The 25145-nt window shown below is 65.0% G+C and carries 29 protein-coding genes; 11 read left to right on the top strand and 18 right to left on the bottom strand.

Annotated elements, in window-relative coordinates:
- Positions 1-68 precede the first annotated feature (68 nt).
- From BLQ85_RS10490 to BLQ85_RS10460, 7 genes are all read left to right on the top strand, one after another.
- Positions 69-350 (top strand): UxaA family hydrolase, encoded by a 282-nt coding sequence (locus tag BLQ85_RS10490; protein WP_007862870.1) that lies wholly within the window; start codon positions 69-71, stop codon positions 348-350.
- Between the two features lie 150 nt (positions 351-500).
- Positions 501-1676, top strand: a complete 1176-nt coding sequence (locus BLQ85_RS10485; RefSeq protein WP_074576584.1) for a UxaA family hydrolase — start codon at positions 501-503, stop codon at positions 1674-1676.
- Between the two features lie 12 nt (positions 1677-1688).
- Complete coding sequence (locus BLQ85_RS10480; RefSeq protein ID WP_074576581.1) at positions 1689-2615, top strand: hydroxyacid dehydrogenase; 927 nt, start codon at positions 1689-1691, stop codon at positions 2613-2615.
- Positions 2615-3640: an Ldh family oxidoreductase gene (locus BLQ85_RS10475; RefSeq protein WP_074576578.1), complete on the top strand. Its 1026-nt coding sequence runs from the start codon at positions 2615-2617 to the stop codon at positions 3638-3640. The genes BLQ85_RS10480 and BLQ85_RS10475 overlap by 1 nt, the downstream gene beginning before the upstream one ends.
- Before the next feature lie 21 nt (positions 3641-3661).
- Entirely contained in the window at positions 3662-4636 is a 975-nt protein-coding gene (locus BLQ85_RS10470) for a Bug family tripartite tricarboxylate transporter substrate binding protein (protein WP_074576576.1), read from the top strand.
- A gap of 102 nt (positions 4637-4738) precedes the next feature.
- Positions 4739-5221, top strand: a complete 483-nt coding sequence (locus BLQ85_RS10465; RefSeq protein ID WP_074576573.1) for an Mpo1 family 2-hydroxy fatty acid dioxygenase — start codon at positions 4739-4741, stop codon at positions 5219-5221.
- Between the two features lie 69 nt (positions 5222-5290).
- Complete coding sequence (locus BLQ85_RS10460) at positions 5291-5584, top strand: hypothetical protein (RefSeq protein ID WP_074576850.1); 294 nt, start codon at positions 5291-5293, stop codon at positions 5582-5584.
- 36 nt (positions 5585-5620) lie between these two features.
- Here the strand turns inward: BLQ85_RS10460 and BLQ85_RS10455 are convergent, their stop codons facing one another.
- The 9 genes from BLQ85_RS10455 to BLQ85_RS10415 are packed head-to-tail and all read right to left on the bottom strand — an operon-like array spanning position 5621 to position 14340.
- Positions 5621-6538, bottom strand: a complete 918-nt coding sequence (locus BLQ85_RS10455) for an SMP-30/gluconolactonase/LRE family protein (protein ID WP_074576570.1) — start codon at positions 6536-6538, stop codon at positions 5621-5623.
- Positions 6539-6566: 28 nt separating this feature from the next.
- Positions 6567-7556, bottom strand: coding sequence for an amidohydrolase family protein (locus tag BLQ85_RS10450; protein ID WP_074576848.1), 990 nt, complete (start codon positions 7554-7556; stop codon positions 6567-6569).
- 25 nt (positions 7557-7581) lie between these two features.
- On the bottom strand, positions 7582-8556 hold the full coding sequence (locus BLQ85_RS10445) for a Bug family tripartite tricarboxylate transporter substrate binding protein (protein ID WP_074576568.1): 975 nt from the start codon (positions 8554-8556) through the stop codon (positions 7582-7584).
- A complete protein-coding gene (locus BLQ85_RS10440) occupies positions 8557-9543 on the bottom strand; it encodes a Bug family tripartite tricarboxylate transporter substrate binding protein (RefSeq protein ID WP_175456089.1) in 987 nt (328 codons plus the stop codon).
- Positions 9544-9572: 29 nt separating this feature from the next.
- Entirely contained in the window at positions 9573-10568 is a 996-nt protein-coding gene (locus tag BLQ85_RS10435) for a Bug family tripartite tricarboxylate transporter substrate binding protein (RefSeq protein WP_074576566.1), read from the bottom strand.
- A 42-nt stretch (positions 10569-10610) separates the two neighbouring features.
- A complete protein-coding gene (locus tag BLQ85_RS10430; RefSeq protein ID WP_074576564.1) occupies positions 10611-11690 on the bottom strand; it encodes a cyclase family protein in 1080 nt (359 codons plus the stop codon).
- A gap of 11 nt (positions 11691-11701) precedes the next feature.
- Positions 11702-12643, bottom strand: coding sequence for an NAD(P)-dependent oxidoreductase (locus BLQ85_RS10425; RefSeq protein WP_074576562.1), 942 nt, complete (start codon positions 12641-12643; stop codon positions 11702-11704).
- Positions 12640-13323, bottom strand: coding sequence for an RraA family protein (locus BLQ85_RS10420; RefSeq protein ID WP_175456088.1), 684 nt, complete (start codon positions 13321-13323; stop codon positions 12640-12642). The genes BLQ85_RS10425 and BLQ85_RS10420 overlap by 4 nt, the downstream gene beginning before the upstream one ends.
- Positions 13324-13368: 45 nt before the next feature.
- Entirely contained in the window at positions 13369-14340 is a 972-nt protein-coding gene (locus BLQ85_RS10415) for a Bug family tripartite tricarboxylate transporter substrate binding protein (RefSeq protein ID WP_074576560.1), read from the bottom strand.
- A gap of 95 nt (positions 14341-14435) precedes the next feature.
- Between BLQ85_RS10415 and BLQ85_RS10410 the strand changes: the two genes are divergently transcribed.
- From BLQ85_RS10410 to BLQ85_RS10400, 3 genes are all read left to right on the top strand, one after another.
- Positions 14436-15209 carry an IclR family transcriptional regulator gene (locus BLQ85_RS10410; protein WP_074576558.1) on the top strand — a complete coding sequence of 258 codons (774 nt, stop codon included), beginning with the start codon at positions 14436-14438 and terminating at the stop codon, positions 15207-15209.
- Positions 15210-15418: 209 nt separating this feature from the next.
- Positions 15419-16381: an RNA polymerase sigma factor RpoH gene (rpoH, locus tag BLQ85_RS10405; RefSeq protein ID WP_074576556.1), complete on the top strand. Its 963-nt coding sequence runs from the start codon at positions 15419-15421 to the stop codon at positions 16379-16381.
- A 326-nt stretch (positions 16382-16707) separates the two neighbouring features.
- Entirely contained in the window at positions 16708-18390 is a 1683-nt protein-coding gene (locus BLQ85_RS10400) for a 7TM diverse intracellular signaling domain-containing protein (RefSeq protein ID WP_175456087.1), read from the top strand.
- A gap of 9 nt (positions 18391-18399) precedes the next feature.
- Here the strand turns inward: BLQ85_RS10400 and BLQ85_RS10395 are convergent, their stop codons facing one another.
- From BLQ85_RS10395 to BLQ85_RS10375, 5 genes are all read right to left on the bottom strand, one after another.
- Entirely contained in the window at positions 18400-19032 is a 633-nt protein-coding gene (locus BLQ85_RS10395) for an SCO family protein (RefSeq protein WP_175456086.1), read from the bottom strand.
- A gap of 6 nt (positions 19033-19038) precedes the next feature.
- Positions 19039-19959 (bottom strand): heme o synthase, encoded by a 921-nt coding sequence (cyoE, locus tag BLQ85_RS10390; protein WP_074576552.1) that lies wholly within the window; start codon positions 19957-19959, stop codon positions 19039-19041.
- Between the two features lie 9 nt (positions 19960-19968).
- The gene (locus BLQ85_RS10385; RefSeq protein WP_074576550.1) at positions 19969-21102 is read right to left on the bottom strand and encodes a COX15/CtaA family protein; all 1134 of its coding nucleotides are present in this window, start codon (positions 21100-21102) and stop codon (positions 19969-19971) included.
- Positions 21103-21328: 226 nt separating this feature from the next.
- Positions 21329-21961, bottom strand: coding sequence for a hypothetical protein (locus BLQ85_RS10380; protein WP_083336826.1), 633 nt, complete (start codon positions 21959-21961; stop codon positions 21329-21331).
- 80 nt (positions 21962-22041) lie between these two features.
- Complete coding sequence (locus BLQ85_RS10375) at positions 22042-22803, bottom strand: SURF1 family protein (protein ID WP_074576546.1); 762 nt, start codon at positions 22801-22803, stop codon at positions 22042-22044.
- A gap of 18 nt (positions 22804-22821) precedes the next feature.
- Here BLQ85_RS10375 and BLQ85_RS10370 point away from each other — a divergent pair, with 18 nt between their 5' ends.
- Positions 22822-23055, top strand: coding sequence for a twin transmembrane helix small protein (locus tag BLQ85_RS10370; RefSeq protein WP_074576544.1), 234 nt, complete (start codon positions 22822-22824; stop codon positions 23053-23055).
- Between the two features lie 95 nt (positions 23056-23150).
- Here BLQ85_RS10370 and BLQ85_RS10365 read toward each other — a convergent pair whose 3' ends face one another.
- From BLQ85_RS10365 to BLQ85_RS24690, 4 genes are all read right to left on the bottom strand, one after another.
- Positions 23151-24068, bottom strand: coding sequence for a cytochrome c oxidase subunit 3 (locus BLQ85_RS10365; protein WP_074576542.1), 918 nt, complete (start codon positions 24066-24068; stop codon positions 23151-23153).
- 76 nt (positions 24069-24144) lie between these two features.
- Positions 24145-24360: a DUF2970 domain-containing protein gene (locus BLQ85_RS10360; protein WP_074576540.1), complete on the bottom strand. Its 216-nt coding sequence runs from the start codon at positions 24358-24360 to the stop codon at positions 24145-24147.
- Positions 24357-24968, bottom strand: coding sequence for a cytochrome c oxidase assembly protein (locus BLQ85_RS10355; protein WP_074576537.1), 612 nt, complete (start codon positions 24966-24968; stop codon positions 24357-24359). Before BLQ85_RS10355 ends, BLQ85_RS10360 begins: the two co-directional genes overlap by 4 nt.
- Before the next feature lie 41 nt (positions 24969-25009).
- Positions 25010-25123, bottom strand: a complete 114-nt coding sequence (locus tag BLQ85_RS24690; protein WP_217631815.1) for a cytochrome oxidase small assembly protein — start codon at positions 25121-25123, stop codon at positions 25010-25012.
- Between the last annotated feature and the right edge of the window lie 22 nt (positions 25124-25145).

Raw genomic sequence — 25145 nt, 5'->3', positions numbered from 1 at the left:
ATTGACAAGGTGCCTACCCTCCATAAAACTGGCGGCTCGATTCAACCCAGCCCCTTGATGGAGAACCCATGATTCATTTTGTATTGCATGACGCCAAAGACACCGTGGCCGTCGTGGTGGTGGAAGGTGTAAAGGCCGGAACCGCCATGACCGGCTGGATCATGGACGAGGACCGCATGATCAATGTGCAGGCCCAGCAGGACATCCCCATCGGCCACAAGGTGGCGCTCAAGGACATGGCCGTCGGCGATACGGTGCTCAAGTACGGCATCGACATGGGCAAGGTCGTCGCCAACATCAAGGCGGGCCAGCATGCACACGTCCATAACATCAAAACCAAACGCTGGTGATTGATGGCGCTCCCGGCTACTGCGCGGGCGGGATGCTGCGTTGCAAATCCTCACCGGGCATTAGCCCGGTTCCGGTTTGCGCCTTGCCTGCCGTCCGCTCGCTACGCCGGGCGCACCATCAATCCGTGAAATATTTTTAAAGGATTTTTTATGTCAGTGATTAACAAAGACACCACATTCCTGGGCTATCGCCGCGAGAACGGCCGCGTCGGCGTGCGCAACCACGTCATCATCCTGCCGCTGGACGACCTGTCCAACGCGGCGGCCGAGGCCGTGGCCCACAACATCAAGGGCTGCATGGCGATTCCGCACCCCTATGGCCGGCTGCAGTTCGGCGCCGACCTGGAGCTGCACTTCCGCACGCTGATAGGCGCGGGCTGCAACCCCAACGTCTCGGCCGTGGTGGTGATAGGCATTGAAGACGGCTGGACCAAAAAAGTCGTCGACGGTATCGCCACCACCGGCAAGCCGGTGATCGGCTTCGGCATCGAGGGCCATGGCGACCACGAGACCATCATGAAGGCCTCCAGGGCGGCGCGCGAATATGTGCAGTGGGCCAGCGAAAAGCAGCGCGAGGTCTGCGGCATCTCCGAACTCTGGGTCTCCACCAAATGCGGCGAGTCCGACACCACCTCGGGTTGCGGCGCCAACCCCACGGTGGGCAACGCTTTTGACAAGCTGCACCCGCTGGGCAACTACCTGTGCTTCGGCGAAACCTCGGAAATCACCGGCGGCGAAAAAATCGTGGCCGACCGCTGCGCCAACGACGCGGTGCGCGACAAGTTCATGTTCATGTTCAACCGCTACCAAGACATGATCAACCGCCACAAGACCAGCGACCTGTCCGACTCGCAGCCGACCAAGGGCAATATCGCCGGGGGCCTGACGACCATCGAGGAAAAAGCCCTGGGCAACATCCAGAAGATAGGCAAGGCCTGCACGGTGGACGGCGTCATCGACAAGGCCGAGATGCCCACGCATCCGGGCCTGTGGTTCATGGATTCGTCCAGCGCCGCCGCCGAGATGGTGACCTTGTGCGCGGCCTCGGGTTACGCCGTGCACTTCTTCCCCACGGGCCAGGGCAATGTGATCGGCAACGCCATCGTCCCGGTGATCAAGATCTGCTCCAACCCGCGCACCGTGCGCCTGATGAGCGAGCACATCGACGTGGACACCTCGGGCCTGCTGCAGCGCGAGATCACGCTGGACCAGGCCGGCGACAAGCTGCTGGAAAACATGCTGCGCACGGCCAACGGCCGCCTGACCGCGGCCGAAGCGCTGGGCCATCGCGAGTTCGTGCTGACGCGCCTGTTTGAATCAGCCTAGAGCGGAGGACGCATGGCGCGCATTGTCATCTGCGAGTTCATGGACGAGCGCGCCGTGGCGCGGCTTGGGGCGGCGCACGAGGTGCTTTACGACCCGCAGCTGGTGGGCGATGGCGCCCGCCTGCGGGCCGAGGCGGCGGGGGCCGACGTGCTGGTCGTGCGCAACCTGACGCAGGTGCGCGGCGAACTGCTGGCCGCGCTCACGCGCTGCAAGGTGGTGGGCCGGCTGGGCGTGGGCCTGGACAACATCGATGTGCCGGCCTGCGAGGCCCGGGGCATCAAGGTCATTCCGGCCACCGGCGCCAATGCACTCAGCGTGGCCGAATACGTGATCGCCAGCACCATGCTGCTGCTGCGCGGCGCCTTTGCCTCCAGCGCGGCGGTGGCCGCCGGCCAGTGGCCGCGCGCGGCGCTGGGCAACGGGCGCGAGACCGCCGGGCAGACGCTGGGCATCATAGGTTTCGGCTCCATAGGCCAGACCACGGCGCGCCTGGCGCGGGGCCTGGGCATGCAAGTGATCGCTTACGACGCCATGTTGGCGCCCGATGCGCCGGTCTTCGCGCAGACCGGCGTGCGCCACGCCGCGCTCGATGAGCTCATCGCCGGCGCGGACGCTGTCACGCTGCATGTGCCGCTGGTGGACTCCACACGCGGCCTGTTCAACGCCGATCGCATCGCCCGGATGAAAAAAGGCGCCGTGCTCATCAACACCTCGCGCGGCCATATCGTGGACCTGGCAGCTGTGGCCGCCGCCCTCAGGGACGGCCGGCTGGGCGGCGCGGCCATCGATGTCTTCGATGTGGAACCCCTGCCCGCGACGGCGTCGCTGCAGGATTGCCCCAACTTGGTGCTGACTCCGCATATTTCGGGCGTCAGCACACAATCGAATGAACGTGTATCGTTCATGGTCGCAGAAAAAGTTCTGGAGAGTCTGAGCTGATGGCCCATTTGTCCCTTGAAGAAGCCACCCGCCTCGGCGCGCAGGCCCTGCGCTGCGCGGGCGCGTCGGAAGAAATGGCGCTGAGCACCGCGAAGGCGCTGGTCCGCGCGGACGCGCAAGGCCTGGCCTCGCATGGCCTGAGCCGCGTGCCGCAGTACGCCACCCACCTGAGCAACGGCCGCGCCGACGGCCAGGCCGTGCCCGTGGTGGCGCGCAAAAAAGGCGCGACGGTGCTGGTCGATGCCGGGCAAGGCCTGGCCTTTCCGGCCTGCGACCTGGCCATCGCCACGGCCATCACCACGGCGCGCGAGATGGGTGTGTGTTTTGTGGGCATCACCAACAGCCACCACTGCGGCGTATTGATAGACCACCTGCGCGCCGCGGCCGATGCCGGCCTGGTGGGCCTGGGTTTCGCCAACGCGCCGGCGGCCATGCCGGCGGCGGGCGGCAAACACCCGGTGTTCGGAACCAACCCCCTGGCCGCGATCTTTCCGCGCCGCGATGCCGACCCGCTGATGATTGACCTCTCGCTCAGCGAGGTCGCGCGTGGCAAGGTCATGCTGGCCGCCAAGGAAGGCAAGCCGATTCCGCTGGGCTGGGCGCTGGACACCGAAGGCCGGCCGACCACCGACGCTCAGGCGGCGCTCGAAGGCTCCATGCTGCCGCTGGGCGCGGTGAGCAGCCCCAAGGGCTCCATGCTCGCGCTGGTCGTGGAGCTGCTTGTCACCGCCGTGATAGGCGCGCGCTTTTCTTTTGAGGCATCCTCCTTTTTTGTCGACGAAGGCAACCAGCCGCGCATAGGCCAGGCCTTTATCCTGATAGACCCGGGCGCCTTGGCCGGCGCCGACAGCTACTTTGAGCGCATGGAAGCCCTGATCGCCGAAATGCTGCAAGACGACGGCGTGCGCCTGGCCGGCGCGCGGCGCATCGCGCTGGAAGCCAAGGCACAGCAGGCGGGGATTACCATCCCCGATGCGCTCAAGTTTCAATTGGATCAGTTAGTCAGTGAGGGATCAGTTGTTTAGTTAAAACTCAAGGAGATTGGCATGAAGCGTCGTGACATCGTATTGGCATCAGCAGGTGCAGCCCTGACGGGCGTTCCGGGCCTGGGTCTGGCCCAACAGACCTTTCCCAAACCGGGCAGCACCATCAAATATGTAGTTCCGTTCACGCCCGGCGGGCTGACCGACATGATGGCCCGCACGGTTGCCCAAAAGCTCTCCGAAGCGTGGAAGACCTCCGTGATTGTCGAAAACAAGGCCGGCGGAAACGCGCAGATCGGCGCGGAACAGGTCGCCAAATCGGCGCCCGACGGCAATACGGTGCTGGCCATTACGTTGACGCATGCCGCTAACGTTTCTCTCTATCCCAACGCGCCCTACAGCTTGACCAAGGATTTGCGTCCCGTCGCCCTGCTGGCCAATTCGCCGATGCTGGTTGTTGTCCCCACCGCCAGCCCGATCAAGGATTTCAAGGACCTGATGGCGGTGTCCAAAACCAAGCAGCTGAGCGCGGGCTCGAGCGGCAACGGCACACCGGCACACCTGACCATGGCTTTGTTCAACGAGCTGAACAAAACGAAGATGATCCATGTCCCCTACCGCGGTGGCGCGCCATCGATGGTCGACCTGATCGGTGGCCAGCTGGACGTGGTCTTTTCCAACTATCCGGAATCGATCGCCCATGTCAAAGGTGGCAAGCTGCGCGCGATCGCCATCTGCAGCCTGGGCCGGCACCCGGGAGTGCCCGATGTTCCGACCGCCCTGGAAGCTGGCATGCCTGGCCTCTTTGTCGAAAACTGGACAGGCGCCATGCTCCCGGCAAAGACACCGGATGACATCGTGGACAAATTCTCACGCGAGATGATCAAGATCATGTACAGCGCCGAAGTGGAAGAGCGCGCCAAGCAGCAGGGCTTTCGTGTCTCACAAAAGGGTTCAGACGAGTTCGGCCGCTTCCTGAAAAGCGAAATAGACCGCTGGAGCCGGATTATCAAGACCGCGAAAATCACCCCGACCTGATGTCGCCCGGGCGCCGTGCCCGGCTTTGTAAAACACCGCGGCTGTATTAAAGTGGAAGAAAAAAGGCGCTGATTGCGCCTTTTTTTCCCACAGGAGACAGACATGGACAATACGGCGCACACACACGACACCCCCGACGCTGCCGGCGCACCGGCCGAATCCCGCAAAGTCGACCAGTTGCTCGCGCACTACGGCGAAAGCCACCAGAACCCGCGCAACGAGCTGATCCACTTCATCGCCATTCCCCTCATCATGCTGAGCCTGGTCGGCATGCTGTTCGCTTTGCATCCCTATGTGGCCTATGTATTCGTCGCGGCCAGCATGGTGTACTACGCTCGCCTGTCCGCGGTGTTCTTCGTGAGCATGGCGGTCTGGTCGGTGCTGTTTCTGGGCTTGGTGTTCGCCATGGGGCCGCTGGTGTTGCCGCTCAGCATCGCCATTTTTGTGAGCGCCTGGATTCTGCAATTCATAGGCCACAAAATAGAAGGCAAAAAGCCCTCGTTTTTCGAAGACATCCAGTACCTCTGGGTCGGCCCCTTGTTTGTGCTGAGCAAGCTGTTCGGCAAGCTGGGCATACGCTGGTGATGCATCCAGCTTGAAAAAGCGCCTTTCGCCTCCATATGTGAGGTTTAAACCTTTTCACAGGTGTTTCGCTTGATCAGCAAAATTCTGCGTTTTTTCCTCAAACTGGTGCTGGGCCTGTTTGCGGCGGTGTTTGCCCTCAGCCTGCTGGCGGCCGCGCTGATCGTTGTGGTGCTGAGCCTGCTGAAGTCCCTGGTCACCGGCCGCAAGCCTGCGCCGGCCATGGTGTTTGGCCGCTTCCAGCGCTATTCGCCCCAGGGCATGTGGCCGGGCGGCGCCGGCCGTGAGGCCGGCAATCCAGCGCGTGCCGGCGACGTGGTGGATGTCGAGGTACGCGAAGTGCGCGACGACAAGCGGCTGGAGTAGAACCTCCACGCTTTTCACCGCATGTCATGCGCGGCGTCAGCCCGGCCCGTGCAGCCTTGCTCCCGCCACATCCATCCCGATGCGCAGGATGGTTCCGCTGGTCGACTCCGTGCAGTACAAGGTCTTGCGATCTGCTCCGCCAAAAGCGAGGTTGGTCAGCGAGACAGCTGAAGCGCCGCGCAGCAGTTGCACAGGCTCCGCCCTGTGATTCAACACCCACACATAGCCCAAGCCCGGATTGGCCACCAGAAGGCGGCCGGCCTCGTCCATGGCCAGGCCGTCGGGGCCGCTGGGGCCATACGAGGTAAAAAATTGCCCGGCCTTGGAGACGCCCCCATCGGCCAGCAGCGGCATGCGCCAGACACAGTTGCCGCGCGTGACGGCCACAAACAGGAATTTTTCATCGAGGGACAACACGATGCCGTTGGGGCTGGGCACGTTGGACAGCAGCAAGTCCAGCTTGCCCGCGGGCGTCAAGCGGTACACCCGGCCCGTGGGGTCATGCAGGCCGGTCTGGCCCTGGTCGGTGAAATAAAGATTGCCCCGCGAGTCGAAGGTAAGGTCGTTCAGGCCCTTGAAGCTTTCGGTGTTGCGGCGGCCCAGGTAAGGGCGCACCGTGCCGCTGCGGACATCAACCACCATCAGGCCGTTGAGGTAGTCGGTCACCAGCAGTTCGGTGGTGCTCAAAAACTTCATGCCGTTGGGCTCGCCCTCCCATTGCGCAAGCAGCTCCCATTCGCCTTGGGTGTCCACGCGGAACACGCGGCCAAACGGGATGTCGGTCACGTACAGGTTGCCGGCATCATCGAACACGGGCCCCTCCAGAAAGGAGTCGGTCTCGCGGCCACCCTGGTTGGCATCGCCCCACACGGTGCGCCGGGGCTGGCGGTAGCGCTGCGGCAGCGTGGAGAAGATCTCCAGGGAGCGAACTTCGGGTGGATTCAGAAGAAACATGGCGCACCCATCAAGGAGTTACAGAAGGTCAAAAACCGTAGAGCCTGGCCGGATTGTCGACGAGTATCCTGTCGCGGACGGCCGCCGTGGGCGCCCAGTCGTCCAGCAGGTTGAGCATGGCGGCATCGTCGGGCTTATCGCCCGCCTTCTTGGTTGGATGCGGCCAGTCGCTGCCCCAGACCATGCGTTCGGGCGCCAGGCCCATCAAGGCCCGCGCAACCGTGCCGCTGTCGGATAGATCCGGTTTCTGGCTGGTGATGTAGGCGCCGGACAGCTTGAACCAGGCCCGGCCACTGTCCAGCAGGCCGGCATACAGCGCAAAAGCCGGGTGCTTGAGGCCCTGCGGCTGCGGCAACTGGCCCATGTGGTCAAACACCAGGGGGCATGCCAGGCGCCCCAGCGTGTCACCCGCCGCCAGCAGCTTGTCCGCCGTGCCGTTGACCTGCATGTGCCAGCCCAAGGGCGCAATGCGTTGGCCCAGCGGCTCCATCATGTCCGCCGTGATGCCGACCAGAAAACTCAGATTGAAACGGATGCCGCGCACCCCCGCCGCATGCAGGGCCTGCAGCTGCGCATCGGTCACGCTGGTGTCCACCACGGCGACACCGCGCGAAGCCCCGCCAAACGCCTTGAGCGCGTCGACCAGCAAGCGGTTGTCCACGCCATAGGTGGACGGCTGCACGACCACGTTGCGCTGCAGGCCCAGGCGCTGCTGCAGCAAACGATAGCCGGCCACGGTGGCGTCATCGGGCAGCAGCGCGGCCGAGGGATGGGCCGGGTAGCGCCTGTCGTAAATGTGGTGGTGGCAGTCGCAGGCCAAGGCGGGCATGGCAAAACGCGGAACGGCCGATCCCGCGGAATGCGGCACCGGCATGGGCTGGGGTTTGGGCGGCTCCGCGGCGGGCGATGCCGCGGTGGCGGCACAGCCGCCCAGCCCGGCTAGGGACACGGCGGCGCCAAGGCTGGCGACAAACCGGCGGCGGCTTGCCTCCAATGTGGAAAGCGGCAATGAGGTCATGCGGATCATCCGTGTTGTTGGGGACTCAGTCCGCCTTCAGATTCAGTTCTTTCGCCACCTGGCTGTAAGTTGCCACCTCACGCGCCATCTGGCTCGCAAAGGCCTCGCCGCACAGCGGCTGGGGCACCATGCCGAGTGAGCGCAATTTCTCGGAGCCGGCGGCCGAAGCGGCATAAGCCAGCGCCTCGCGCTGCAGCAGCTTGACCGTGGCCTCGGGCGCGGCAGCCGGGGCCAGCAGGCCGTACCAGGCGTCGGCGGCATAGCCCTTGACGCCGGCTTCGTCAAAGGTGGGAACGCCGGGCAACTGCGCCGAGCGCTGGTTGCTTGCAATGGCCAGCGCCGTGAGCTTGCCGGACTTGATGAGCGGCAGCACCGAGCCCAGCGTGGCGAACGAGGCATCGACCTGCCCGGCCATCACGTCGGCCACCGCGGGTGCGGCGCCCTTGTAGGGAATGTGCGTCAGCTTCACGCCCGCCTGGCGGGCGAACACTTCACCGGCAAAGTGCACCGAGCTGCCTATGCCGGGCGAGGCATAGGTGATGCCCAGCGGGCTGGCTTTGGCCTTCTGCACAAACTCCGCCAGCGTCCTGGCGCCCAGCGAAGGCCCCACCACCAGCACCGTGGGTGCGGAGGCCAGCATGCACACCGGCTTGAAGGACTTGAGCGCGTCGAACTTGACCCGGCCGCTGTAGAACGCCGGAATCATGGTGTGGTTGGTGGCCGCCAGCAGCAGCGTGTACGCATCCGCCGCATTCGCCACGGCTTCCGCCGCGATGATGGTGTTGGCGCCCGGCTTGTTGTCCACAATCACGGGCTGGCCCAAACCCTTGGCCGCGTGCTCGGCAAAACTTCGCGCCACGATGTCGGTGGGGCCGCCGGCGGCGAAGCCGACCACCAGCCTGACCGGCTGGGCCGGCCAGCCGGGGGCTTGCGCCCGGGCTGGCGCCGCGCCAAAGACCCAGGCCATCAGGCAGCCTGCAAAAAAGAATCTGCTCAGCATTTATTGCTTCTCGATATCCGCGGCAGCCGCCACCTTGGCCCATTGCTGCGTGCTGTCGCGCAACATCTTCGCGAAGACCGGGCCTCCCACGCTGATCGGAACCGCGCCGAGGTTGTCGGCAAAGGTCTGGAAATCCGCGGACGCCATGGCCACCTCGATTTCCTTCTGCAGGCGGGCCATGACAGCCGGTGGCGTGCCTTTGGGCGCCCACAGGCCTGTGAAATTGATGACGCCGTATTGCTTCAATCCGAGTTCCTTGAAGGTGGGCACATCGGGCAGGGCCTTCAGCCGCCTGTCGCCGCTCACGGCCAGCAGGCGCATCTTGCCGCCCTTGACTTGGTTCATGACACCGGGCGTCGAAGCCATCTGGAAATCGATGGTGCCCGACAGCAGGGCCAGCGTGGCCTCGCCGGCGCCCTTGTAGGGAACATGGGTGATGTCTATCCTGGCCGCGCTGCGCAAGGCCTCGGTGGCGAAGTGCGGCATGGAGCCGGCGCCGCCCGTGCCGTAGTACAGCTTGGAAGGATTGGCCCGGGCGAACGCCAGCAGTTCCTGCAGGGTCTTGAACTTCGAGTCGGCCGCCACGGCCAGCGTCACCGGCGCGAAGTTGAAGCCGGCGACCGGCACCAGGTCCCGCTCATAGTCCCACGGCAGCTTCTTGAAGACATGCGGCAGCATCGAATAGGTGGTGTCGTTCGCCAGCAGGGTGTAGCCGTCCGCCGGCGACTGGACGACTTGCGAGGCGCCTATGGTGCCGGTGGCGCCGGCCTTGTTCTCCACGAAGAAGGACTGCCCTGTTTGTTCGGTGAGCTTTTGCGCGATCTTGCGCGTCACCTGGTCCACCGCGCCACCGGGCGGGTAAGGCACGACGATCTTGACGGGCTTGGCGGGCCAGGCGGATTGGGCCTGCGCCAAAGCAGGCATAAGCGCCAGGCCAGCCAGCGTGCAACCGGCCAGGACGGCCCGGTAGGCGAAAGTCAAAAACATGTTTGTCTCCTTTTTTGTGAAATCAAAAATCAGTCCAAAGTAATTCCGGCGCTACGGATGACACGGGCCCACTTGCTGGTCTCGGCATCCGTGAACCGCGCGAACTCGCTTCGGCTGCTGCCTATGGCCTCGGCGCCGTTGGCAGCCAGCCGCTGGCGAATGTCAGGCAAGGCCATGACCGCATGCAGTTCGGCCTCCAGCCGGTCCAGCACGACTTTGGGCGTGCCTGCCGGTGCCCACAGGCCGTTCCATTCCTGCGCATCAAACCCCGGCAAGCCGGATTCCGCCACCGTGGGCAGCTGCTTGGCCAGCTCCGCCCTTTTGGGCGAAGTCACCGCCAGCGCGCGCAGCTTGCCGCTTTTGACCAGGGGGTAGGACGCGGGCATGGCCGAGAACATCAGATCCACCTGTGCGGCCATCAGGTCAGTCAAGGCAGGGGCGCCACCACGATAGGGGATGTGGGTGATGAAGAGCTTGTGTCCCTGCTTGAACAGCTCGCCGGCCAGGTGCTGCGCGCTGCCGTTTCCCGCCGAGGCGAAAGACAGCTTGCCGGGGTTGGCCCTGGCGGCTTTCAGCAGGTCGGCCAGCGTCTGGTAGGGAGAATTGGCCGGCACCACCAGCAGCATGGGCACCTGCATCAGCAGGGACACCGGCACCAGGTCCTTGGCCGGGTCAAACGGCATGCGCCCCTGCAGGCTGGGGTTGACGGTAAAGCCAGTGGCGTCGAGCAGCAAGGTGTAGCCGTCGGGGACAGACTTGGCGACCGTCGCCGCGCCTATGACGCCATTCGCACCGGGGCGGTTGTCAACGACGACCTGTGTCTTGAGCCGTTCGCCCAGCGCGATGGCGACCAGGCGCGCCGTCTGGTCGGCCGCGCCGCCCGCGGGGTAAGGCACGACCAGCTTGATGGGGCGGTCGGGCCAGGCGGCCTGGGCCCGGGCGCTGAAGGTGATCAAGTTGCCGGCCGCCAGGGCGGCGGCGGCAAGGGCCAGGCGGCGGCGGTGTCCTTGAAATTTCTGTGGCATGTCTGTCTCCGTTTATTTATTTATTGGTTTGCTGCGCCTGCCCTATACCGTCGCGATGGGGGTGGCCGGTGACCCCACCGCCCCCGGCAATCGCAGCGGCGGCGCCGTCAGCAGGAAGCGGCTGCGCCCATGGGCACGCAGCCAGCGTGCGAGTTCGGTGAGGTACCAGAGCTCGCCCAGGTGGATGCCGTTCTTGAACAGGCAATGCTCGTGCAGCGGCAGGCGCGCTTGCCGCAGCGGCGTGCCGGCTTGCGCCGCGCCGGCCAGCTTGGGCAGCACCAGTTCCACCGCCGGGTTGTCGGCCAGCAGGCAGGCCAGGCGGGTGTCGGTAATCCAGTTCAGCAGCCTGGCATCGTGGCCGTCAAGGCCGCTGCCGCTGGCATGCAGCTGCGCCACATCGGGCTGCCGGTTCATGGCCAGCAAGGTGTCCGCAAAACCGGTGTGCAGGCACACCATGTCGCCCGCTTCCACCTCCACGCGGTCGGTCTCCAGGACGCGCATCAGCGCGTCATAACCGATCGCCCGCCGCTGCCGGCCCACATGGTGCTCAAGGTCTATCATCACGCCCCGGCCCTGCGCGCCATGTTCGGCCAGCACGGCAATGCTCATGGCGTCGGCACTGGGCTCCGGATAACGCGCCCAGGGTTCGGCCGGGTCCGGGTCTTCCACACCGGGACGGATATGCTCGCCGGCGCGAAAGCCGTTGTAAAACACCGCTTCGGCCACGCCGTCGCCGTCGGCGTCAAAATGGCTGCCCACGTGCGCGAAGCTGTCCCACTGCGTGGAGTACTGCAGGCTCATGAGCACGACATCGTCATTGACCACATCGCTGAGCTCGGGGTCTTCCGACTGGTAGGACCAGCAAAAGCCCTGCTGCCCGGCGCTCTGGCCGTCGCGCAGCACGCTGTAGCGCCGCGGCGGCGGGCGGCGCGGATTCATGCGCTGGCCGCCGGGCACATCGAGCGGCAGCGACAGGCAAAAGGTCTTGCCCTCGCGCACTTCAGCAACGCCCTGCAGCACCTTGGCGGCATCCACAAGATTCATGCGGCCGCGCTGGTCGTCGGGGCCGAACTCGCCCCAATGGCTGCCGGGCGGCGCGTTTTTCCAGCGTTGGCTTGCCATGGTGCCGAACGTCAGGCCGCGACGGACGAACGGCTTTGCCGCAGCACAGCCAGGGTGTTGTTCGCGGCGGCGACGCCCATGTTGACGTAGGCATCGCTGGTGACGCCGCCTATGTGCGGGCTCAGGATGAAACCGGGCTGGTTGTGGAAGATGTGCGGCGCCGCCATGGGCTCCACCGCAAAACTGTCGAGCGCGGCCATGCCGACCTGGCCCGACTGCACGGCCGCCAGCAGCGCGGGCTCGTCAACCAGCCCGCCGCGCGCGGTGTTCACCACGATCACGCCTTTTTTGCACTGTGCCAAGGTGTTCGCGTTCAACAAGTGCTTGTTGTCGGCCGTCAGCGGGCAGTGCGGGGAAATAGCATCGGACTCGCGCCAGAGCGTGTCCAGGTCGACGGGCTGAATGTAGGCGGGCAGATTCTTCGCAAAGGGATCGAAGCCCAGAACGCGCATGCCCATGGCATCGCACATCTTCGCGAAGCGCAGGCCTATGGCGCCCAGGCCGATCAGGCCTATGCTGCGCCCGCCCAGCTCCACGCTCTTGTGCGTGGCCTTGTCCCAGTGGCCCGCGTGCATGCGGGCGTTGAGCTGGACCACCGACTTGGCGCAGGCCAGCAGCAGGGCCAGCGCCTGCTCGGCCACCGCGGCCGCGTTGGCACCCACGGCGGCGGTGACCGCTATGCCGCGCGCGGCGGCCGCCGCCTTGTCGATGGTGTCCGTGCCGCTGCCATGCTTGGAGATGACTTTCAGGGCCGGCGCGGCGTCCATGACCTCGGGCGTGATGCTGCTGTAGCGCACGATGATGGCCACCGGGTTGTGGCGCCGGCACAGGGCCACCAGGTCGTCCACCTGCGGCGTCTTGCCGGCGTAGACCACCTCAAAGTCCTCGAGCAAGACCAGCGCCTGGGGAGCCAGGTCGGCGGCGGTGACCAGGATGGCGGGCTTGGCGCTCACAGGCTTTCCCCTGCCTGCAGCACGCCGGCGGCCACCAATGACTCATTCAGCCAGGGCGCGCTGGTTTTGCCTTCCTTGATCTGGGCAATACGCTTGGCCTCGGCCACCACCTTGTGCGCCGCCAGCGGCAGCAGCGATTCAATCTTTTCGCGCTCGACCACGACCACGCCGTCGCCGTCGCCGCAAATGAAGTCGCCGGGACTCACCGTCACACCGCCCACCGACACCGGATGGCCGATGCGGCCGCCGGCCTGTTTGGTCGGGCCGTTGGGGTTGGTGCCGACCGAAAACACCGGATAGTCCATCTCGTCGATCTCCAGGCTGTCGCGCACCGCGCCGTCGATCACCACAGCGGCCAGCCCCAGTTGCCGGCATGCCGTCATCATGATGGTGCCCATGAGCGCACTGGTCTGGTCCCCTTTGCCGTCGATCACCAGCACGTCGCCCGGCCGGGCTAGCGCCATGGCGGCGTGGATCATGAGGTTGTCGCCCGGACGGACCTCGACGGTGAAAGCCGTGCCGGCGAACTTCATGCGGGAGCGGAGGGCCTTGATGCGGCCGTGCAGCGCACCGCGGCGGCCCGCCACGTCGGCCAGGATGGCGGGCTGGTATTGCGCGGCCTGCGCGACGATGTCGGCGGGTACGCGGTCGAAGTTTTTAATGATGTCGCGCTGGTTCATGGATATGTTCAATCAGGAAGTGTTGAAAAAAAGAGTGCAGCGTGCTCAGTCCAGCTTGGCGCCGGATTCCTTGACGACCGGTGCCCAGCGCGTGATCTCGGACTTGATCAGCGCACCCAACTGCTCGGGCGTTCCACCCAGCACGGCGGCGCCCTGGTCACCGAGTTTTTTCTTGACGTCGGCGGTTTGCAACGCCTTGTTGAGTTCGGTGTTCAGGCGCAGCACGATGTCTTTGGGCACAGCCGCGGGCGCCACCACGCCGAACCAGGTCACCGCCTCGAAACCCTTGTAGCCCGACTCGGCCACCGTCGGCACCTGCGGCAGGTCGTCCACACGCTTGAGGGAGGTGACGGCGATGGCGCGCATCTTGCCGTTCTTGATATGGCCCAGCAGCGTGGGTACCGATGACATATACAGCTGCACCTGGCCGCCTATGACGTCGGTCGCCGCCTGGGCCATGCCTTTGTAGGGCACGTGGATGAATTTGACCCCGGCCGTCTTCTGCAGCAGCTCGCTGGCCAGGTGGGCCACGGTGCCATTGCCGGGGGACGCGAAATTGAGGGACCCGGGTTTGGCCTTGCCGGCATTGACCACGTCGGCCAGCGTCTTGTAGGGTGAATCGGCGGCCACCACCAGCACCAGCGGCGCGCTGGCGACCAGGCCGACCGGCGCCAGGTCCTTGACCGGGTCATAGGGCATCTTGCTGTAAAGCGCGGGGTTGATGGCCAGGTTGCTGGTCTGCCCCAGCGCCAGCGTGTAACCGTCGGGAGCCGCCTTGGCCGCGGTGTCCACACCCAGGTTGCCGCCGCTGCCGGGCCTGTTGTCGATGACAAACGTCCAGCCCAGCGTGGTGGACAGCTTTTGGGCCACTTCCCGCGCAATGATGTCCGTGCCCCCGCCCGCCGGGAAGGGCACGACCAGGCGGATCGGCTTGTTGGGGTAAGCCTGCTGGGCCAAAGCGGGAATCGCCAGCATGGCGAGCAAGGTGGCCAGCAGGCCGCGGCGCAGAAAAATCATGAAATGTCTCCGTTGTTATGAACTCGCCCGCAAATTGTCATGCAGCGTTCCGTTTGTTAAAATACAGTTTCACCTGTCGCAACGAACTCCACGGCATGAACCCACCCTCGTCCAGTACCCCCAGGCCGGCGGCCGACGAAGACTCCACGGGTGTCAGCGCCGTTACCCGTGCGCTGCGGCTGCTGGAGGCCTTCGGCACCAGCGATGCCCAGCTGACCCTGGCGGAATTAAGCCGCCGCACCGGCATGCACAAGACCACGGCGCTGCGAATCGCCCGCACGCTGGCGACGGACCATTACCTGGTGCAAAAGGAAGACGGCAGCTGGCGGCTGGGCCGGGCTGCCGGCTGGCTAGGGGCCTGCTACCAGGCGACCTTCAACGTGCATGAAGTGGTGGAGCCCGTGCTGCGGGAACTCACCATAGAAACTGGCGAAAGCGCCTCGTTTTACGTGCGCGAAGGCAACCAGCGCACCTGCCTGGCCCGGGTTGACGGGCCGCGCACCATTCGCCACCACGTGCGTGTCGGCATCGGGCTGCCGCTGGACCTGGGCGCGCCGGGCCGGGTGATCCTGGCCTTTTCAGGTGAGCCCGGCGAGCCCTATGAAACAATCCGCCAGCGCGGCTACCACCTGTCGCTGGGTGAACGCGAGCCGGAGGTGTCCAGTGTGTCAGCGCCGGTGTTCAGCATGGGGTGGCGGCTGCTGGGCTCGGTCTGCATTTCAGGGCCCACATCGCGCCTGACGGAGCTGCGCCTGAAGGAGCTGGCCCAAACCGTGATCCGGGCGGCCAACCAGCTGTCTTATGCGCTGGCGGGAAGCCGCAAACCCGCGGCCGGGCCGGCAGGGGCCCCGGCCGCGTGGCATCCCTAGGAGCGGTTTTCCCTCTGGTAATTGGAAGAATTACCCGCATTTACATCCTGGAAACCAACGGCGCCTGAACCAAACCCACGCATCGCGCTCATACTGGGATCTAGGGTTACTACTTATTAGCCTTGCGCTATCCGAGTCATTGAACCTATTGCTTAGCACTCTCTCTAACAGAGTGCTAATATTTAGCACTAGAGAAAAGGAGTTCTGCAGTGTCATATGCTCTTTCCCCCCAATCGCTGACCGCTGCCGTGGCCGTGCCCCCATCGGGCGCCGTCGCAGCCGTCAACCCTTGGTCGCTGGTTCCCCCACTGGGCAACCTGGACGCCTACATTTCCGCCGTCAACCGCCTGCCCATGCTCACCCTGGAGCAGGAGCAGGAATACGCCAAAAACCTCAAGGAAAACAACGATCTGGACTCGGCCGGTAAGTTGGTGCTCTCTCACTTGCGCCTGGTGGTGTCGATTTCGCGCAAATACCTGGGTTACGGCCTGCCGCACGGTGACCTGATCCAGGAAGGCAATATCGGCCTGATGAAGGCCGTCAAGCGCTTCGACCCGGACCAGAACGTGCGCCTGGTGAGCTATGCCATGCACTGGATCAAAGCCGAGATCCATGAGTACATCCTGAAGAACTGGCGCATGGTCAAGGTCGCCACGACCAAGGCGCAGCGCAAGCTGTTTTTCAACCTGCGCTCCATGAAGCAGGGTTTCAAGGACGACGCTGACGTGGCGACGCACCGCGACACGCTGACCGAAGGCCAGATCGACTCCATGGCCAAGACGCTGAACGTCAAGCGCGAGGAAGTCATCGAGATGGAGCAGCGCATGTCGGGCGGCGACGTGCTGCTGGATCCCAGCCCCGGTGACGACGGCGAGGACGCTTTCGGCCCCATCGCCTACCTGGCCGACGCGACGCAGGAGCCGACCGCGCTGATGGAATCGCGCCAGCGCGACAACCTGGCCTCGGACGGCATCACGGCCGCGCTGGAAGAACTCGATCCGCGCGCCCGGCGCATCGTGGAAGAGCGCTGGCTCAAGGTGAACGACGACGGTTCGGGCGGCATGACGCTGCACGACCTGGCCGCCGAGTACAAGGTGAGCGCCGAGCGCATCCGCCAGATCGAAGTGGCGGCCATGAAGAAAATGAAGAAGGTGCTAGCCGCTTACGCCTGAAGCGCTTTCACCCACCGCGTTCTTCGCAAAGCCCGCAGCGTCAAAACTGCGGGCTTTTTTGTGGGCGCATGTTGCCCAAAAACACTTTCGGCGCTCTCCATACAGCCCGCAGCGTGATTTGCTGCACTAAATTGCAGTTGCTCGCACGCACAACGCAAATTTAAAACGCAATTTGTTACGCATAGTCGCACAATGAATTTGTGCTGATCCTTAACGCGCTTTCAGGCCTGCCAAGGCGTGTTCAGCGGTTCATGCGCGCCTTCTTCCCTGTTTTCTCCGTGGGTTGTTTCCGGGGGATGTTGGCGGCGTACCTGCTGGGTGCGGCCATGCCGGGATGGGCGCAGCCAGGCGCCGACGCACGGCTGCCGGTGCTTCAGCTCAATGCGCCCGACGGCCAGATCGAACTGGCCGAACACAGCCAGTTCTGGATCGACGCGACCAGCAAGGCCGTGCTGGAACAGGTGGAAGCCTGGGAGTACGACCTGCCGTTTGCGATGCGCCCGGCCGGCCACACCACCATGCTGGAAGGCCAGGTGATGTGGGTGCGCTTTAACGCCATGCAGCCCGACCTGTCGCAGCGCTGGGCGCTGGAAGTGAGCAGCGCGGGCGTGGACCGCGTGAGCTTGCATTACCGCGACGCCGCCGGAAACTGGGTCGAACAAAAGGCGGGCGACAAAATCCCGGTGAACCAGTGGCCGCGCCCCGACCGCTTTCCGGTCTTCGACCTGGACAGCGAGCAGAGCCGGCCGGTCACCTATTTCATACGCATAGAGCAGGCGCGCAGGCCGTTTTCAGCGCCGCTCTATATCTACAAGCACCCTGCCCTGCTGGCGCAGCGCATGCAGGAGCAGTTCCTGCTGGGCGCCTACTTCGGCCTGGCGCTGCTGATGGCCCTGGTGGCCGCTGCCAATGCCGTGGCATTCAGGGACAGGAGCTTCGCCGCCTATGCCGTTTACATCACCGCGCTGGCGGCGGCGCAAGCCGCGCTGCTGGGCATAGGCGGGCAATATCTCTGGCCGGACTGGCCGACATGGAACGACCTGTCGGCCTTTCTGCTGCCGGTGCTGGCAACCTGCAGCGGCCTCTGGTTTGCCCGTGTGGTGACCCGCCCGCGCCAGTTCTCGGCCGTGCTGGACTGGCTGTCACTCCGGCTGATCACCGTGCTGGCGCTGCTGACGCTGCTGGACACGGCGCTGCCGACACGCGCCGGCTTTATCGCTGTCACGGCCCTCATCGTCGCGGCCCTGCTGCTGATCTGCGTGATGGTGTTCATCGCCTGGCGAGGCGGCGAGCCCACCATGCGCTGGATCGCGCTGGGCTTTGTGCCGGTCGCGGTCGCGGTGCCCTTTCCCATACTGCGCGACCTGGGCCTGGTCCCGACCAGCTTCCTCACCCAATACGGCCTCACCCTGGGCGCGGCGCTGGAAACGCCGCTGCTGTTTTACGGCCTGCTGCGGCGGGGCGCGCAGCGCCGCGAAGCCCGGGCGCGCGCCGCGGCGCTGGCGCAGACCGAGCCGCTCACGGGCCTGAGCAACCTGCACACCTTCGAGGCGCGGCTGCAGGAGGCCTTGCTGCGCTCCAGCCGCTACCGGCATCGCAGCGCGCTGCTGATGATCGAACTCTCCAACCACGGCTGGTTCGCCAGGGAGCACGGGCGGCAGATCGCCGACTATGCGCTGGTGCTGGCGGGCTCCTGCCTGCGCAAGCTGGCGCGCGACATTGACATCGCGGCGCGTGTCGGCGACAGCGAGTTTGCCTTGTTGATAGAAGGGCCTGTGACTGCCGCGCAGGCCGTGGCCGCAGCCACCCAGCTGGTGGCGCGCGCGCTGCAGCCGTCCGATTTACTGCCGGTGGGCTCGCACCTGAAGCTGCACGTCGCAATCGCCATGGTGCCGGACGCCCAGTGCGGCGCGCAGCCGGACGCGGCGCTGCACGTGGCCTATATGCTCAAGTCGCTGCGCGAGATGCCGGCCGACACCCGCAAGTCCATCAAGACGGTGAACTTTTAGCCGAACTGCTCAGGCGTTCTTCAGCAGCAGGCGGATGTCGGACGCCAGCGCTTCCGCGCCGCCGCCGTAGCGGTTGTACAGGCGTATGTGGCCCTTGCCGTCAAAGACATAGCTGCCCGCGGAGTGGTCCATGGTGTAGCTGCCGGGGGTCTTGCCGTCGACCTTTTTGTAATAGACCTTGAAGTCCTTGGCGACTTCCGGCAGCTGGGCCATGGTGGGGCGCAGCGCCAGAAAGCCCGGGTCGAAGTTGCCCATATAGGCCTTGAGCAGCTCGGGCGTGTCGCGCTCGGGGTCGACGGTGATGAAGATGGCCTGCAGCTTGTCGCCGTCGGCACCCAGCAGCTTCTTGACCTGGGCCAGCTCGGCCATGGAGGTCGGGCAGACATCGGGGCATTGCGTGAAACCGAAGAAGACCACGACCACCTTGCCGGGGAAATCCTTCAGCGTGCGCACCTGGCCGTTGTGGTCGGCCAGCGTGAAGCCCTGCGCATAGTCGGCACCGGTCAGGTCAATGCTTTTGAACTGCGGCTTGTCGGGCGCGCAGGCCGCCAGCAGGCCGGCCGTGGCCGCGAGTGCTGCGCCGCCGGCCAGGGTTCGAATCGCGCCGCGGCGCGTGGACAGCAAGGTGTTGGGGGTTTTCATGCGGTGTCAGACAAGGTAGTGGTCCAGCAACAGGGCCGCGAACAAGACCGAAAGGTGGATCAGCGAAAAGCGGAAGGTCTTGCGCGCCAGCGCATCGGAATAGTTGCGCCACAGGCGCCAGCCGTACCAGCTAAAGCCTATGCTCAGCGCCACGGCGGCCACCAGGTAAAGCCAGCCGCTCATCTTGAAGATGAAGGGCATCAGGCAGGCCGGAAACAGCACCAGCGTGTACAAAAACACCTGCAGGCGCGTGAACGCGTTGCCGTGGGTGACGGGCAGCATGGGCAGGCCGGACTTGCGGTAGTCCTCGACGCGGTACAAGGCCAGCGCCCAGAAATGCGGCGGCGTCCAGAGGAAGATGATCAGGAAGAGGATCAGCGCCTCGGGGCCGACGGAGCCCGTCATCGCGGCCCAGCCCAGCACCGGCGGCATGGCGCCCGAGGCGCCGCCGATCACGATGTTCTGCGGCGTCATGGGCTTGAGGATCACGGTGTAGACCACCGCGTAGCCGATGAAGGTCGCAAAGGTCAGCCACATGGTGAGCGGGTTCACCCACACATACAGAATCCAGGAGCCCAGCGCGCACAGCGCGGCCGAGAACGCCAGCGTGAGCGGGTTGCTGAGTTCGCCCTTGGCCGTGGGGCGCCAGGCGGTGCGGCGCATGCGCGCGTCGATCTGTTGCTCGACCAGGCAGTTGAAGGCCGCGGCGGCCCCGGCGACCAGCCAGATACCGGCGCAGGCGATCAGCGCGAGCCTGACGTCGGGCCAGCTGGGCACGCCGGGAACGGCCAGCACCATGCCGATCAGCGCGCAGAACACGATGAGCTGCACCACGCGCGGCTTGGTCAGCGCATAGAACTGCGCGAACTTCGACGGGACGTGGGGCGCGGCGGAAGCCGGGGCGGCGGACGGGGTACTGGGGTTCATGGGGAGTCGCTAGGCATTCAATTTTGACGCATGTGGCACAGAGGGCCCGCCGCGGCCGGAAAAGACCACGCCGCCGAGCACAATGACCAGGGCGGCGGCTCCGCCGGTGTGCATGACGGCAGCCAGCAAAGGCCAGCCCAGCACGGCGTTGCTGATACCGGTCACGGCCTGCAGCACGATGAGTCCGGCCAGCCAGCGCGCAGGCGCGCGAAACGCCGGCACACGGTGCAGAAAGAAGGCCAGCGCGAGGAACACGGCAAACACCAGGTAGGCGGTGAGGCGGTGCACATAGTGGATGGCCGTGAGCGCCTGGAAGCTGATGTTGGCGCCGTCATGGCCCGCGCCCAGCTCGCGCCACAGCGTGAAACCCTGGCGAAAGTCCATGGCCGGCCACAGCGAGTTCTGGCAGCCCGGAAAGTCGGTGCAGGCCAGCACCGCGTAGTTGGTGCTGACCCAGCCGCCCAGGGCGATCTGCAGCCACAGCAAGGCAAACGCGGCCAGTGCGGCCAGCCGCAGGCCCTTCCCCAAACCCGGGGCCGGCGGCGCCTGCAGCCCGGCATAACGCAGCGATTGCGCGCGCAGCAAAGCCAGCAGCACCAGGCCGCCCAGCAAATGCAGGGTGACGATGGCGGGGAACAACTTCATGGTGACCGTGAGCGCGCCGAAAGCGCCTTGCAAACACACCCACACCAACGTGACGGTGGGCCACCAGGGCGAGACGGCTATGCGCTTGCGCTCCAGCCAGCTGGTCACCGTGAGCGTCAGGATCAGCACACCGACGCCCGTTGCGAGATACCGGTGGACCATCTCGATCCAGGCCTTGGAATGCGTGACCGGCCCGGTCGGCATGGCGGTTTGCGCGGCCTCGATGTGCATTTGTGCGCCCACCGGGCTGGCGCTGCCGTAGCAGCCGGGCCAGTCGGGGCAACCCAGGCCGGAGTCGGTGAGCCGGGTGAAGGCGCCGAAGATCACCAGGTCAAAGGTGAGGAAAAGCGTGACCAGCGTCAACACCCGCAGGCGCTGCGCCACCGGCGCGTTCTTGTTGTGCGCCCACACCCAAGCCAGCGGCCCGAGCGCAACCACCAGGCCCATGATCATCAGGCGCAGGGCGGGGCTCAGGTCGTAAAGATTTTGCGCAGCCATGATTAAAAAGAAAGGTGGCCCGCAACGCCCTGAAGGTATTCATGCAAGCAGGGGCCGCGGAACCGGCTTTGCCGGACCGCAGGCGCAGCGGCCCCCGAGGGGCTGGAGCCCGCGGCTCCAAGCCTGCCTGCGCAGGCTTGGACGGGCGACAGAGGCGAAGCGTCTCGCGAGCCGCGGCCTGCAAGGCCTCGCGCATTACACGAAGTGAAAAGCGTGAGGGCCATATTCAACGGCCTTCCTTGTCCCAGCTGCTCGAAGCGCGCAGGAGGCGCTCCAGGTCGCGCTTGGCCTTGGCCGCGGCGGCGGTATCCATGTCGGCCGGGAAACGCATCATCAAATTGCCGATGGGGTCGACCAGGTAGAGGTGGTCTTCCAGGCGCTTGCCGGCGGCGGGCTCCAGCCACTGCGCAAGTTCAGCCGGTGCCACGCGCAGCACGGCCGAGGAGGCCAGTGCCGGCAGCAGCGCATCGCGCACGGGCGCGTCGTCGGCGACCAGCCAGACGCGGTCCACGCGCTCTTTTTCCTTGCCCAGCGATTCGCGCAGCTGGCGCTGGAAATACAGGTTCTGCTCGCAGCGCGCATCGCAGGCGCCACCGGCCACGCTGATCAGCAGCCACTGGTTCTTGAGCGCCGTCAGCGTGCCGCTGCGGCCGTCGAGCGTGCGCGTGGCCAGCGGCGGCAGCGGGCGCTGCGGCTCTATCAGCTCGCCGAAGTTGCGGCGGCCTTCGGGCCGGACCACGTAGTAGGTGAAATAGGAGGCGACCACCGGGGCCGCGCACACCAGCAGCACGGCCAGCATCTTCCAGCGGCCCGCGACGGTGTTCGGCTCGCGCGTGCTGGACTGGTCCAGCACGGGCATGGTGTGCACGGTCAGGCCCAGGGGCAGGTCCTGCGAGGCGGGCGCGGCGGCGGGGTTGGGGGAAGTGTCAGGCGTAGGGGTCACGGCAGTTGATCGCGGCTTGTTGGGCGGCGTGAGTGGATACGGGCACGGAAAGGAAGAACCAGCTGAAACCAGCCATAAAGAATGACCACCAGGGCGCACAGGCCGAACCACTGGAAGGCATAACCGTAGTGCTTGTCGACGCCGAGGTTCGGGGCAGCCCATTCGCGCAGCAGGCCTTCGCTGGCCGCGCCGGTCTGCAGCAAAGAAACCTCCAGCAGCGGCAGGCCGGTTTGCGCCCGGTAGGCCGGCAAGTTGAGATTTTGCCGTATCCGGCCGGTCTCTATGCCCTGGAACTCATAAAGTTTGGAAGGTGGCGAAGCGATACGGCCCTCGACGGTGACGGTGCCGGCGGGCGTTGCCACCTGCGGCAGGCGCGTGCGGTCGGCAAAATCGCGCGGCACCCAGCCGCGCTGGACCACGATGGCCTGGGCGCCGCCTTCCAGCACCAGCGGTGTGAGCACCACAAAACCGGTCTTGCCGGCCATGGGCCGGTTGTCGAGGTAGACCGTGTGTTCCGGCCGCCAGCTGCCCTTGAGCACGGCCGGCCGGTGTATTTCGCCCGCCATGTCTGGGCTCGCGAGCAGCGCGCGCACATCGAGCGCGGGCAGGCGGCCCTTGGACTCGACGGCGGCCTGCAGGGCTTCCTTCTGCGCGGCGCGGCGCAGCTGCCACTGCCCCAGCGAGAAGGTGGTGCCGGCCACCAGCACGGCGGCCGCGGTCAGCAGCCAGAAGCGCGGAGAATGCAAAGCCGGTGTCATGCGCCGATAATCCTGTTCATGAACTACCTCGTTGCACTGGCATTTATCGCCATCCTGGCCAGCCTGGCTTCCGCGCTTTTTTTCATGCTCAGGGGCAGCAGCGGCGACAGCAAGGACGGCAAGCGCAAGGCCAATAATATGGCGCGCGCGCTGGCCTTCCGTATCGGGTTCTCTGTGCTGCTGTTCATCTGCATTCTGATTGCGTGGAAGCTCGGTTACATACAGCCCACCGGTATTCCCGCAGGCAAATAAACGTCACGCCAGGTGGCGAAATAAAGAACAAAGGCCGCATCAAGCGGCCTTTGGTTGAGCGGCCGTAGCCGCCAATGGTTCCTGAGAACAGGTTCTTAGAGCCAGTACACCAGGATGTACAGGCCCAGCCAAACGACGTCCACAAAGTGCCAGTACCAGGCGGCACCTTCAAAGCCGAAGTGCTTTTCAGGCGTGAAATGGCCTTTTTGCAGGCGCAGCGTGATGAACAGCAGCATCAGCATGCCGACGAACACGTGAAAGCCGTGGAAGCCCGTGAGCATGAAGAAGGTCGAGCCGTACACGCCGGACGACAGCTTCAGGTTCATCTCATGGTAGGCATGGAAGTACTCATAGCCCTGCACGAAGAGGAAGACCACGCCGAGCAGAACCGTGGCCCACATGAAGGCGATGGTGCGGGCGCGTTTGCCTTCGATCAGCGCATGGTGGGCGATGGTGATGGTGACGCCGGAGCTCAGCAGCAGCGCGGTGTTGACCGTCGGCAGGGAGCCCATGATGCTGGCCCAAACGCCGCCGCCAATGGCCAGCGGCTTCATGGCGGTGAATGGCTCGATGATGTCAGCGGGCGAAGCGGTCACGCCGGCGGCCAGGCTGGGCCAGACGGCCTTGAAGTCAGGCCAGAGCAGGGCGTTGTCCAGGCTGCCCAGCGCGGGCAACGAGTGCGAGCGGGCCCACCATAGGGCGGTGAAGAAGGCGCCGAAGAACATCACTTCCGAGAAGATGAACCAGCTCATGCTCCAACGGAAAGACATGTCGATCTTGCGGCCGTACATGCCGCCTTCGCTTTCGGCGATGGACTGGCTGAACCAGCGGTACAGCGTCATCAGCCACCAGATCATGCCGAAGGCCAGCGACCATTTGCCCCAGTCGTGGCCGTTGATCCATTGGCTGGCACCGAGAATGACAAAAAACAGGCCGATAGACGCCATCACCGGATGGCTCGATGGGCTGGGAACAAAATAGTGGGGGGTAGACCCGTGGGTTGCTGATGACATCGCTGGACTCCTGTTTTTCTCTCGAATTTCCAATAATCTTTTTAATTCACACCGTGATGCGCTGGCGGATGCGGCCTCAGCGCGCGACCATCCACTTCGCCAGCAGCACCAGGACTGCGACAAATACCACCACGGCGATCAGCCCGACCACAATGATGTGGAGGGGGTTCAAATTTTTCACGTCTTCCTCGTAATCGCCGCGCGCGCGCAGCCCCACGAAGGACCAGGCCACGGCCTTGACCGTGCGCCAGAAGGAAGGTTTTTTGGCGGGTGCGGCGGCCATGCTGCTCATGCGCCTGCCTGTTTTTCAGCAGCAACACCGGCCGTCGTCGCTTTGGGCGTGGCCGGTGCGGCCGGCGTCTTGCCGCCGACTTCAAAAAAGGTATAGGACAGCGTGATGGTGCTCACGTCTTTCGACAGCTTCGGGTCGATGACAAAAGCCACCGGCCACTGCTTTTTCTCACCGGGCGCCAGGGTGTACTGGCTGAAGCAGAAACATTCCAGCTTGTTGAAGTGCGCGCCGGCCTGCGCAGGCGCGTAGCTGGGAATGGCCTGGGCCGACATGGTCCGGTTCTGCACGTTCTGGAATTCGTACATCACCGTGGTCAACTCGCCCGGATGCACCTGCAGCGTGTTTGTCGCGGGCTTGAACTGCCAGGGGCCGCGCGAATTCGCGTCGAACTCGACGGTGATGGTGCGGCTGAAGTCCACCTGGGTGTTGGCCGGCAGGCTGGAGGTCGCCCCGGGAATCTGCCGGTCGGACAGGGCCAGCACGTTGATGCCGGTCATCTCGCAAATCGCCTTGTAAAGCGGCACCAGCGCATAACCGAAGGCGAACATGCCGAGCACGATCACGCCCAGCTTGCCCATCATCTTGAAGTTTTCGCGCTTGAGCCGCATCACAGTGGTATCGGTTTGAGCCTGGGGCCGGACGGACCGGTTCAGTGCGCCAGGAAAATCATCTTGGCCATGAAGCCCAGAAAAAAGACCAGCGCGACCGAGGCCAGTATCAGGGCCAGCCTCAGGTTGCTTTTCTTTTGTTCAGGTGTCGTCATGGCGGTTGACCGATGGAGTTTG

It is taken from the genome of Polaromonas sp. JS666, from assembly GCF_900103405.1.
Taxonomy (GTDB): Bacteria; Pseudomonadota; Gammaproteobacteria; order Burkholderiales; family Burkholderiaceae_C; genus Polaromonas.
The sequence above is the reverse complement of the archived record's forward strand: the minus strand, read 5'-3'. Positions and strand labels throughout refer to the sequence as shown.

Coding starts and splice junctions, on each gene's coding strand:
- BLQ85_RS10490 (WP_007862870.1), top strand. CDS start 69: ATGATTCATTTTGTATTGCATGACGCCAAAGACACCGTGGCCGTCGTG.
- BLQ85_RS10485 (WP_074576584.1), top strand. CDS start 501: ATGTCAGTGATTAACAAAGACACCACATTCCTGGGCTATCGCCGCGAG.
- BLQ85_RS10480 (WP_074576581.1), top strand. CDS start 1,689: ATGGCGCGCATTGTCATCTGCGAGTTCATGGACGAGCGCGCCGTGGCG.
- BLQ85_RS10475 (WP_074576578.1), top strand. CDS start 2,615: ATGGCCCATTTGTCCCTTGAAGAAGCCACCCGCCTCGGCGCGCAGGCC.
- BLQ85_RS10470 (WP_074576576.1), top strand. CDS start 3,662: ATGAAGCGTCGTGACATCGTATTGGCATCAGCAGGTGCAGCCCTGACG.
- BLQ85_RS10465 (WP_074576573.1), top strand. CDS start 4,739: ATGGACAATACGGCGCACACACACGACACCCCCGACGCTGCCGGCGCA.
- BLQ85_RS10455 (WP_074576570.1), bottom strand. CDS start 6,538: ATGTTTCTTCTGAATCCACCCGAAGTTCGCTCCCTGGAGATCTTCTCC.
- BLQ85_RS10450 (WP_074576848.1), bottom strand. CDS start 7,556: ATGACCTCATTGCCGCTTTCCACATTGGAGGCAAGCCGCCGCCGGTTT.
- BLQ85_RS10445 (WP_074576568.1), bottom strand. CDS start 8,556: ATGCTGAGCAGATTCTTTTTTGCAGGCTGCCTGATGGCCTGGGTCTTT.
- BLQ85_RS10440 (WP_175456089.1), bottom strand. CDS start 9,543: ATGTTTTTGACTTTCGCCTACCGGGCCGTCCTGGCCGGTTGCACGCTG.
- BLQ85_RS10435 (WP_074576566.1), bottom strand. CDS start 10,568: ATGCCACAGAAATTTCAAGGACACCGCCGCCGCCTGGCCCTTGCCGCC.
- BLQ85_RS10430 (WP_074576564.1), bottom strand. CDS start 11,690: ATGGCAAGCCAACGCTGGAAAAACGCGCCGCCCGGCAGCCATTGGGGC.
- BLQ85_RS10420 (WP_175456088.1), bottom strand. CDS start 13,323: ATGAACCAGCGCGACATCATTAAAAACTTCGACCGCGTACCCGCCGAC.
- BLQ85_RS10415 (WP_074576560.1), bottom strand. CDS start 14,340: ATGATTTTTCTGCGCCGCGGCCTGCTGGCCACCTTGCTCGCCATGCTG.
- BLQ85_RS10410 (WP_074576558.1), top strand. CDS start 14,436: ATGAACCCACCCTCGTCCAGTACCCCCAGGCCGGCGGCCGACGAAGAC.
- BLQ85_RS10400 (WP_175456087.1), top strand. CDS start 16,708: ATGCCGGGATGGGCGCAGCCAGGCGCCGACGCACGGCTGCCGGTGCTT.
- BLQ85_RS10395 (WP_175456086.1), bottom strand. CDS start 19,032: ATGAAAACCCCCAACACCTTGCTGTCCACGCGCCGCGGCGCGATTCGA.
- cyoE (WP_074576552.1), bottom strand. CDS start 19,959: ATGAACCCCAGTACCCCGTCCGCCGCCCCGGCTTCCGCCGCGCCCCAC.
- BLQ85_RS10385 (WP_074576550.1), bottom strand. CDS start 21,102: ATGGCTGCGCAAAATCTTTACGACCTGAGCCCCGCCCTGCGCCTGATG.
- BLQ85_RS10380 (WP_083336826.1), bottom strand. CDS start 21,961: ATGCCCGTGCTGGACCAGTCCAGCACGCGCGAGCCGAACACCGTCGCG.
- BLQ85_RS10375 (WP_074576546.1), bottom strand. CDS start 22,803: ATGACACCGGCTTTGCATTCTCCGCGCTTCTGGCTGCTGACCGCGGCC.
- BLQ85_RS10370 (WP_074576544.1), top strand. CDS start 22,822: ATGAACTACCTCGTTGCACTGGCATTTATCGCCATCCTGGCCAGCCTG.
- BLQ85_RS10365 (WP_074576542.1), bottom strand. CDS start 24,068: ATGTCATCAGCAACCCACGGGTCTACCCCCCACTATTTTGTTCCCAGC.
- BLQ85_RS10360 (WP_074576540.1), bottom strand. CDS start 24,360: ATGAGCAGCATGGCCGCCGCACCCGCCAAAAAACCTTCCTTCTGGCGC.
- BLQ85_RS10355 (WP_074576537.1), bottom strand. CDS start 24,968: ATGCGGCTCAAGCGCGAAAACTTCAAGATGATGGGCAAGCTGGGCGTG.
- BLQ85_RS24690 (WP_217631815.1), bottom strand. CDS start 25,123: ATGACGACACCTGAACAAAAGAAAAGCAACCTGAGGCTGGCCCTGATA.